This window comes from Clostridium sp. DFI.1.208 (assembly GCF_024463855.1).
Classification (GTDB): Bacteria; Bacillota_I; Bacilli_A; order Erysipelotrichales; family Erysipelotrichaceae; genus Clostridium_AQ.
In genome coordinates, this window is the sequence record NZ_JANGCA010000124.1 from 1 (window position 1) to 3,468 (window position 3,468).

Here is a 3,468-nt window from a genome sequence, read left to right on the forward strand (position 1 = left end):
CGGACAATTATAATATCTGATATTATATCTGTCAATAAAAAGTTTTTTTCTCGTTTATCCAAATACAATAATTTGCAAGCAGGTAAACACAGGTTATTTCTTAATATCCTTTTGTTTGGGAAACTCCATTCTCCCACTTGGATATCGCCTGCCGCGACACATCGCACAGCGCTGCAAGCTCTTCCTGCGACATTCCTTTTTCTTTTCTTATACGGTATAAATTGTCTTTGAATTCCATACGTTTTCCTCATTTCCTGATGACTGTATTCTATCAGTTTCCATAAGATTTTACCATACTTCATACATTCCAAATCCGCAACCACTGGTAGCAATACCACCTTTTACAGCTTTTTTTGCTTATAATTACCTAAAACACAAAGCTGTACACAAAAAAGCAAGCCTTCAATTTTATCCTCATCCGGCCTGCTTTTCTTGCTTTATCTTTTCCATCCTATATCTGTTTTTATCATCCTTCGTCTGTGCAAAACACCTTGCTTTCTGTCAAACTGATCTGATCCGATGTTCAATGCCCTTTGCACGACTACCAATGCCTGTGAAGAATACTGGATAACAGTTTTGAAGCACTCAAATGACGCAGGATTTCCATAGTATCCTACTTCTACCACTTTGCCAGCTTCAGCAATCCCATGCATACCGCTGATGTGGAGGCGATATGCTGGTGCCGATTCCCTGCTGCTCTCATTTTCTTATTTCTACTCATAAATACCTCTGCGGATCAATTCCTTCATATTCAAGATAAATAGAATACTTTCCTGTACGAGCATTACCGGTACAGCGGCAGGCTTCCGCATAATCTGTTGATTTTCTTTTTATCACCATACAGGCCAATACCGAGGTAATGAAACTGATTCTCCGGCAGATTTTTTGCCTTTACAATCCAGTCCTCATAAACATTACATGTCTGTGCCGCATCACTGAAATCGACGATAATGACATCCTCGTATTCCTGATCAAACAGCTGACGCCGCAATTCCTGAAGCTTTTCTGTTTCCATCTTCAGAATCGGAAGCGGTATTTGCAGAATGCCCATATGTATATTACCATCCGCATCCTGAACATCACAGCCGATGGCTTCCTTCACCTTACTTCCCAGTGTCATCCCCAGCAATGCCGCAGTATTTGCTGCAATTCCCGGTGCCAGTGATTCATCCATCACCATGACGCATTTTCTGTTTTTCTCCATACCCGTTCTCCTTTACGATTCTGCGACAGCAGAAGACCCAAAACAATCATTACGATACCAATCACACCAATGATGGTGACTGTCTCCTTCAAAATCCATACCGATGCCAGCGTGGTGACCACTGGCACTGCATAGATATACACACTCGTCTGTACGGTGCCCAGAATGCGGACGGCACTGTTCCAGGAAACAAAGCACATTGCACTGGCTCCCAGTCCCAGAAACAGTATATTGGCAGTATTTAACACCGTAAGCTGTTCCAGCTTCGGCAGCTCCATTCCGGATATGAAAATAACCGGAAGCATGCACAACAAACCGTAAAAGAAGATTCTGCGAGTCATCGGGATAATCGTATATCCAAAGCTGCTTATTTTCTTTGTTATTGTGGAATACAGTGCCCATACGATGGCCGCTCCCAGAGCCAGCAGATCACCCTTTGGATTTAATTCCAGATTCTGACTGCCCTCCAGGGAAATACAGAGAATTCCTGTCATGGCAATCAAAAAGCCAATGAAAAAACGTACTCCGGGACGCTTCTGTTTCAACAGCCAGATTCCGAAAAACATGGTAAAAAATGGTGAAACAGCAACGATGATCCCGACATTGCTTGCCTGTGTATAGGTAAGTGCTATATTCTCCATAAGAAAATACAGGGTAACTCCACAGAGTCCTGCCGCAAGAAAATACAGCTCTTCCTTTTTCTGCCTGATTCTCGTCAGCCTTGGAGCGACTGCCCATAAGGCCAGATAGCCAATCATAAAACGCGTGAACAGTATCTGCAAAGGTGTAAAATCCCGCAGCAGCACCTTGGTTGAAATAAAGGTGGTTCCCCATATAAGAATAGTCATACACGCAAGCATATGCCCCTTGATCCGCTCATTCATCCAAATCGCTCCTTTTCTGTGTGAATATACGCTGATACTGCTTTGGTGTTATACCGATAAAGCTTTTAAAGTAGTTTGTAAAGTGGCTCTGATCGGAAAATCCGCAATCCAGAGCTATCTTACCGATTGCTTCGCCCTGTTCCAGCAGACGCTTTGCTTTTGCGATCCGAATGGATTGCAGATAGCGATATGGAGAAACACCAACCTCTCTGGTGAACAGACGCAGCAGCTGATAGCGGCTCATCGCACTGATTTCGGAAAGTGTTTCCAGTGAAACCGATTGTTCATAATGTGTATCCAGATATTCCATCATAGCCTTCACCGTTTCTGTAAGCTCTTTGCTTGCTTCTACCGGAACCATATGCTCTTCCAGCAGCTGTTCAATCAGAAAGTAAAAGGCCTCCTCACGCACCAGCAGACTGCTCTGTGATACGATAACATCATACAGCTCCCGAATTGACAGTGCCAGCTCTGCCTGCGGAATCAGCGTATCCTTAAACTGAAGATGGATGTTTTTCCCGGTTATCTCCTTTACTGCCTTGTCCATGACATCAACAGGAACATTGATTGCACGATAATCCAGAACCTCTCCGGCTATCGGCGCACAATTATGCGTTTCACGCGGATTGAATAAAATAACATCTCCGCGCTGTGTATCATATTCCTGATTCCGACACCAGAGATGACGTTTTCCACCCTCCATAAATCCGATTACATAAAATTCATGAAAGTGAACAGGAAATTTCTGTACGATTCCACTCAGATTATACGCCTCAATCTGAAGGTCCTTATCATAATAGATGTGTCGCTGCTCCTGCAATGCTGCCATTCGTATTCCTTCTTTCTGTCGCTGTATGTATGGTAACATAAAAAAATAATATTCTCTTGTAAGATATTGCATACGGATAAGGGCTGCATTCATATGGCGGCTGCTGATGCGATGAAAAATGGATGCACAAAGCCTGTTTCCTGGTATTTGATGGTTGTGCACCGCTAAATAGCGTATTGCCGCAATCCTATCGAAAAAGCACGGTGTTTATACAGCACCAGTGTAACAGGGTAACCTATCCACCAAGTGAATCACCATACGTTAAAGCAGCATGGTGCAGCTTATAAATTCTCCGCGTACCTATAGTATAGCATGGCTGCTGAAGCAGAAACAGCGCATTTTCCACGCAGAATCTATGCAGGTTATAAGCTGAAATATTGTAAGTATTATAACAGCCTTCTGCATGCTAACAGATAATACATGGAATAGGGGTAGAGGAATAAATTCAAGATTTATTGCCCCTCCCATTGAACCGTACGTACGGGTCTCGTATACGGCTCTACATTTATATCGAAATCACAAACTCTTAAGATAATAATTAAGGGGATTGA

4 protein-coding genes are annotated in these 3,468 nt (G+C 43.1%); all 4 read right to left on the minus strand.

What is annotated here, in order from left to right; all coding sequences use genetic code 11:
• Positions 1-100 precede the first annotated feature (100 nt).
• The 4 genes from NE665_RS23445 to NE665_RS23460 all read right to left on the minus strand — a co-directional run bounded on the left by NE665_RS23445 (position 101) and on the right by NE665_RS23460 (position 2,917).
• Positions 101-238 (minus strand): helix-turn-helix transcriptional regulator, encoded by a 138-nt coding sequence (locus NE665_RS23445; RefSeq protein WP_009274510.1) that lies wholly within the window; start codon positions 236-238, stop codon positions 101-103.
• 546 nt (positions 239-784) lie between these two features.
• Positions 785-1,204 (minus strand): DUF2000 domain-containing protein, encoded by a 420-nt coding sequence (locus NE665_RS23450; RefSeq protein WP_117444029.1) that lies wholly within the window; start codon positions 1,202-1,204, stop codon positions 785-787.
• Positions 1,174-2,088, minus strand: a complete 915-nt coding sequence (locus NE665_RS23455; protein WP_117444030.1) for a DMT family transporter — start codon at positions 2,086-2,088, stop codon at positions 1,174-1,176. The genes NE665_RS23450 and NE665_RS23455 overlap by 31 nt, the downstream gene beginning before the upstream one ends.
• On the minus strand, positions 2,081-2,917 hold the full coding sequence (locus NE665_RS23460) for an AraC family transcriptional regulator (protein ID WP_117444031.1): 837 nt from the start codon (positions 2,915-2,917) through the stop codon (positions 2,081-2,083). Before NE665_RS23460 ends, NE665_RS23455 begins: the two co-directional genes overlap by 8 nt.
• Between the last annotated feature and the right edge of the window lie 551 nt (positions 2,918-3,468).